Source organism: Arthrobacter sp. TB 23, from assembly GCF_000294595.1.
Lineage (GTDB): Bacteria > Actinomycetota > Actinomycetes > Actinomycetales > Micrococcaceae > Arthrobacter_D.
In genome coordinates this window covers 1-6,067 of record NZ_ALPM01000106.1, presented here as the reverse complement: position 1 = coordinate 6,067, position 6,067 = coordinate 1, and the positions used below count along the sequence as shown (strand labels likewise).

The window sequence follows — 6,067 nt, the reverse complement described above, 5'->3', positions numbered from 1 at the left end:
GCGTTCGTGGGTGGGGCTAGGGTTTGAGCAGTACCTTGATCGCGCGGCGCTCATCCATGGCCTGGTAGGCTGCCGCTGCTTCTTCGAGGGGCATCTCGACGTCGAACACTTTGCCCGGGTTGATCTTCCCGGCGAGGACGTCGGCCAGAAGCTCGGGAATGTAGGTGTGGGCCGGGGCCATGCCGCCGCCCACGGTGATGTTCTTCGAGAACAGCAGGCCGATGGGCAGTTCGGCGCCGCCGGCGGGAACACCAACAAACCCGAGGTTGCCGCCGGGCCGGGTGCTGGCGAGCGCCTGCTCCATCGACTCCTTGGTACCCACACACTCAAGCACCGAGTCGGCCAGCACTCCCCCCAACAATTCCCGGACTTTCTCCACGCCGGCATCGCCACGTTCGGCGACGATGTCGGTGGCGCCGAACTCGCGGGCCAGCGCCTGCCGATCCTCGTGCCGGGACATCGCGATAATGCGTTCCGCGCCGAGTCGCTTTGCGGCGAGCACACCTCACAGCCCGACGGCGCCGTCGCCGACCACCACCACGGTGCGGCCTGGTCCGACCTGGGCGCTGACCGCGGCATGGTGGCCCGTGGACATCACGTCGGAAAGCGTCAGGAGGCTGGCGGTCAGCGCCCGGTCGGGGTCGGCCACGCCATCTACCCGGCGCAGGGTGCCGTCGGCCTGGGGGACGCGGACCGCCTCACCCTGGGCGCCCTCGACGTAGTGGCCGAACTCGTCGTCGCCGCCCCAGGAGGTGAGGTGGTCGCACGCCACCGTCACACCATTGAGGCACTGGGGACATTTGCCGCAACTGTCGACGAAGGGGGCAATCACGAAGTCGCCCACCGCCAGGTCTGTCACCTCGGTGCCGATCTCCTCGACGACTCCGACAAACTCGTGCCCGATCGCGCGGGTGCCGCGGTTCTTGCCGATGCCGCGGTAGGGCCAGAGATCCGAACCGCAGACACAGGAAGCGGTGACCTTCACGATGGCGTCGGTCGGACGCTTGATCGTGGGGTAGTCGCGGTCCTCAACCTTGATGTCGCCGGGACCGTGAATGATGGTGGCACGCATGCATACTCCTCAAACTGGGATGTAGGGGTGTTCAGTTAGCCTAACGCGGCCGTCACGCCCCGAATTCCAGCGCACTGCTCACCAGCCCCGAGGACAGAAAAGGCCCCGGCGGCTGGACTAATCCAGCTGCCGGGGCCCTCCGCTGAAGGAATTACAGTCCCGCGTACACTTCGCGGAGCAGTTTGGCGGTCTCGGACGGCGTCTTGCCGACCTTCACGCCTGCAGCCTCAAGGGCTTCCTTCTTGGCCTGAGCCGTACCCGCTGAGCCGGACACAATGGCGCCGGCGTGGCCCATGGTCTTGCCCTCGGGTGCGGTGAAGCCTGCCACATAGCCGACAACCGGCTTGGTGACGTTGGCTTTGATGTATTCGGCGGCACGCTCTTCGGCGTCGCCACCGATTTCGCCGATCATGACGATGGCCTTGGTCTCGGGGTCCGCCTCGAACGCAGCAAGTGCGTCGATGTGGGTGGTTCCGACGATGGGGTCACCGCCGATGCCGATGGCGGTGGAGAAACCGAGGTCGCGCAGCTCGAACATCATCTGGTAGGTCAGGGTGCCTGACTTGGACACGAGGCCCACGCCACCCTTACCGGTGATGTTCGCCGGGGTGATGCCGACCAGGGACTCCCCCGGCGTGATGATGCCTGGGCAGTTAGGGCCGATGATCCGGGTGACCTGGTTGCCGTCGGCGTCGACCTTGGACTGGGCGAGGGCCCAGAACTCGGCCGAGTCCTGCACGGGGACGCCCTCGGTGATGATTACGACGAGTCCGATGCCGGCCTCGATGGCCTCGATCACCGCGTCCTTGGTGAAGGCCGGGGGGACGAAGACGATCGACACGTCGGCGCCGGTTTCGGTCATCGCTTCGCTGACCTTACCGAAGACCGGCAGGGTGACGTCACCGTGGGTGACGGTGGTGCCAGCCTTGCGGGCGTTGACCCCACCGACCACCTGGGTGCCGGCAGCGAGCATCAGCGCGGTGTGCTTGGTGCCTTCGCCGCCGGTGATGCCCTGCACAATGACCTTGGAGTCTTTGTTGAGAAAAATTGACATACGTTATTCCTTAATCCTTTGGACCCGGCAGAACACTAGCCGGGGAGTGCAGGCTCGATCAGCGGGCGGCGTAAGCCAATTCGGCGGCCTTGTCGGCGCCTTCATCCATGGTGTCGGCGAGGGTGACCATTGGGTGGTTCGCCTCGGCGAGAATGCGGCGGCCTTCCTCAACGTTGTTGCCGTCGAGGCGGACTACCAGTGGCTTGTTTTCCTTGTCGCCCAGGATCTGGAGCGCTTCGACAATGCCGTTGGCGACCGCGTCACACGCGGTGATGCCACCGAACACGTTGACGAACACGCTCTTGACCTGAGGGTCGTTCAGGATGACGTCGAGTCCGGCAGCCATCACAGCAGCCGATGCTCCACCGCCAATGTCCAGGAAGTTCGCTGGACGCACATTGCCGTGGGCTTCGCCGGCGTAGGCGACGACGTCGAGCGTTGACATGACCAGACCGGCACCGTTGCCGATGATCCCCACTTCGCCGTCGAGCTTGACGTAGTTGAGGTCGTTGGCCTTCGCCTTGGCCTCCAGTGGGTCAGCCGAGTCCTGGTCCTCAAGCTCGGCGTGGCCGGCCTGACGGAACGCAGCGTTCTCGTCGATGGTGACTTTGCCGTCGAGGGCAATGATCTCGCCGCTTCCGGTCTGCACCAGCGGATTGACCTCCACCAGGGTGGCGTCTTCTGAGACGAAGACGTCCCACAGCTTGATGATCGCGTGGGCAACACCCTCGCGCAGCTCAGGAGCGAACCCTGCGGTCTCCACGATCTCGTTGGCCTTCGCCTGGTCGATGCCCACAGCGGGGTCGACGGCGATGCGGGCCAGCGCTTCGGGACGCTCAACCGCGAGCTGCTCAATTTCCACGCCGCCCTCCACCGAGCACATGGCCAGGTAGTTGCGGTTGGACCGGTCCAGCAGTACCGAGAAGTAATACTCCTCGGCGATGTCAGCGCCCTGCGCGATCATCACCTTGTGAACGGTGTGGCCCTTGATGTCCATGCCAAGGATGTCCGAGGCGTACTTGAACGCCTCATCGGGGGTCTTTGCGACTTTGACGCCGCCCGCTTTACCGCGGCCTCCAACTTTGACTTGAGCCTTGACGACGACGACACCGCCAATTTTCTCGGCTGCCGCCTTTGCTTCCTCGGGGGTATGCGCCACGATGCCGGCGAGCACGGGTACTCCGTGTGCCTCAAAAAGATCGCGCGCCTGATATTCGAACAGATCCACAGGCCAGTGTCCTTCTACGTCGAAGTAGGTTTACACAGGGAACTTTAGTCCCTTGGCGTTCAGCGCCTTTCACAGACTACCCGTTTAGTGACCAAGGCCACAGTTCTATGGTTTGTAGAAATGTAACCTGATGAGCTAATGAACTACCCCGTCTTGGTCAGCGGCGCATACCTCAGCAGGAGGCGCTTCTCGCCAACGTCGAACGACACTTTCGCCACCGTCTTGTCGCCCGCTCCCTCGACGGCCAGAATGGTCCCGTTGCCGAAGCTGGTGTGGTTGACCTTGTCCCCCACCGCGACTGAGAGCACCTCTTTCTGTGGTTGCACACGCCCGACGACGGTTGCCGACCGGGTGGGCAGCCCGCGCCCGGTGTCGTCGCCACCCGCGGCACCGGCCCCCCAGTAGGATCCGCTGAACCGGTTGTTGCCTCCGATTGCCGCGCCCCCGGACCAGACCGGCCCGGATGCGCCTTCCCGTTTCCACTTGATGAGTTCGCTGGGCACTTCGCCGACAAATTGCGAGGCAGGGTTGTACTGGCTCTGACCCCACATGCTGCGCACCTCGGACCGGGTGATGTAGAGCCGTTTCCGCGCGCGGGTCAGCCCCACATAGGCGAGCCGGCGTTCCTCGGCCAGCTCCTTCGGGTCGGTAGCTGAGCGCTGATGCGGGAAGATGCCCTGCTCCATGCCGGTCAGGAACACCACCGGAAATTCGAGCCCCTTGGCCGTGTGCAGGGTCATCAGGGTGACCACACCCAGCCGTTTGGCTTCGGCGACCGCCTGTTCCACCTCGGCAGCCGACCCTTCGGGTGCCGAGGGGATCTGGTCGGCGTCAGCCACCAGCGAGACCTGCTCCAGGAAGTCGCCGAGTGTGCCGTCAGGGTTTTCCTGTTCGTACTCGCGGACCACCGCCACGAGTTCCGCAAGGTTTTCCACCCGCGACTCGTCCTGCGGATCGTTGCTCAGCCTTAACTGTGCCAGGTAGCCGGTCTGCTCCAGCACCGCTTCCAGTGCCGCGGAGGCACCCGACCCGTCGGCCACCTCAGCGAGATCATCCATGAGCTTCACGAAGCCGTTCACTGCATTCAGTGAGCGGGTCGCCAGGCCCGGTGCCTCGCCGGCTCGGCGGAGTCCTGCCATGAAGGACATCCGCTCCCGCTCGGCGAGCGCCGCGACGGCGTATTCGGCCCGGTCCCCGATCCCGCGCTTCGGTTCGTTGAGGATTCGGCGGAGGTTGACGACGTCGTCCTGGTTGACCAGGACCCGCAGGTAGGCGAGCGCATCCTTGATCTCCTTGCGCTCGTAGAAGCGGGTGCCGCCCACCACCTTGTACGGCAGGCCCACGCGCATCAGGATTTCCTCAATGGAGCGGGACTGCGCGTTGGTCCGGTAAAAGATCGCCACGTCGCCAGGACGAAGGTCATCCTCATCCTGGAGGCGGTCGATCTCCTCGGCGATAAACCGGGCTTCCTCGTGCTCGTTTTCGCCCACGTACCCGACGATCGGTTCACCATCACCCTCGGCGGTCCACAGTTTTTTGTCGGGCCGGTCCGGGTTGCGGGAAATCACCGCGTTGGCTGCGCTCAGGATGGTCTGGGTGGACCGGTAGTTCTGTTCCAGCAGGATGGTGCGCGCATTGGGATAGTCGTTCTCGAACTCGACGATATTCCGGACGTCGGCACCCCGAAACGCGTAGATCGACTGGTCCGAGTCGCCGACCACCGTCAGTTCGGCGAGCGGAATGGCTTCCCCGTTTTCGCTGGGGTCCTCCGTGATGCCAACAATTTCCCGCACCAGGGCGTACTGCGCGTGGTTGGTGTCCTGGTACTCGTCCACCAGGACGTGCCGGAACCGGCGGCGGTAGTAGTCGGCCACCCCGGGGAAGGCCCTGAACATGTAGACGGTCTGGGCGATCAGGTCATCGAAATCCATCGCGTTGGCCTGACGCATCCGCTGCGCGTAACCCATGTAGACCTCGGCGACTGCCTGCTCGAACGGGTCCGAGTAGTTGGCTGAGCTGGCGTAGCTCTCCTCATCGATCAGTTCATTCTTCAGGGCCGAAATTTTGTGCTGGATGGATTTGGGCGTGAACCGCTTGGGATCCAGATCCAGCCCCTTGGCCACCAGGGTGACGAGCCGCAGCGTGTCGGCTGAATCGTAGATGGAGAAGTTGGAGTTCAGCCCCACGGAGGCTGCCTCCCGCCGCAGGATCCGCACACAGGAGGAGTGGAAGGTGGAGATCCACATGCGCTTGGCGACGTCGCCGACCAGGCCTTCGATGCGTTCGCGCATTTCGGCGGCGGCCTTGTTGGTGAAGGTGATTGCCAGGATCCCACCGTGGTGGGCCCTGCCCATGGCCAACAGGTAGGCAATGCGGTGACTGAGCACCCGGGTTTTGCCCGAGCCGGCGCCCGCAACGATCAGTAGCGGCGACCCGCTGTGGCGGACGGCTTCTTCCTGCTGCGGATTCAGGCCCACCAATAGTTCCCGTGCGCGTGCATCGTCCCGGCGCCCGCCGCTGGAGTGCGGCACCTCAGCGGAACCGTCCGCCGGGTCGGCGGCGGCAGGGCGCGCCGACGACGTCGCGCGCCGCCCTGAACTGGCGGGAGTGGAGCCGAGGTGTGGGTCGAAAAGCATATCCATGGTGCCACCAAGTCTAGTTGCTGGCACCGACGAAACCGGTTGGGCAACCCCACCTCACACCCAAACGCCCG

Annotated in this window: 3 protein-coding genes and 1 pseudogene; all 4 read right to left on the bottom strand. The window is 64.4% G+C overall.

Annotated elements, in window-relative coordinates:
* Positions 1-16: 16 nt before the first annotated feature.
* Positions 17-1,072, bottom strand: a pseudogene (locus B384_RS19125) (zinc-dependent alcohol dehydrogenase family protein).
* 151 nt (positions 1,073-1,223) lie between these two features.
* On the bottom strand, positions 1,224-2,126 hold the full coding sequence (gene sucD, locus B384_RS0114640) for a succinate--CoA ligase subunit alpha (RefSeq protein ID WP_019483852.1): 903 nt from the start codon (positions 2,124-2,126) through the stop codon (positions 1,224-1,226).
* Positions 2,127-2,184: 58 nt separating this feature from the next.
* Positions 2,185-3,354, bottom strand: coding sequence for an ADP-forming succinate--CoA ligase subunit beta (sucC, locus tag B384_RS0114635; RefSeq protein ID WP_019483851.1), 1,170 nt, complete (start codon positions 3,352-3,354; stop codon positions 2,185-2,187).
* A 143-nt stretch (positions 3,355-3,497) separates the two neighbouring features.
* Positions 3,498-5,990 (bottom strand): DNA helicase PcrA, encoded by a 2,493-nt coding sequence (gene pcrA, locus B384_RS0114630; protein WP_237715331.1) that lies wholly within the window; start codon positions 5,988-5,990, stop codon positions 3,498-3,500.
* Positions 5,991-6,067: the final 77 nt, after the last annotated feature.

What these genes read in the sequence shown, in the direction of transcription:
- sucD (WP_019483852.1), bottom strand. Translation starts at nt 2,126, where the DNA reads ATGTCAATTTTTCTCAACAAAGACTCCAAGGTCATTGTGCAGGGCATC.
- pcrA (WP_237715331.1), bottom strand. Translation starts at nt 5,990, where the DNA reads ATGCTTTTCGACCCACACCTCGGCTCCACTCCCGCCAGTTCAGGGCGG.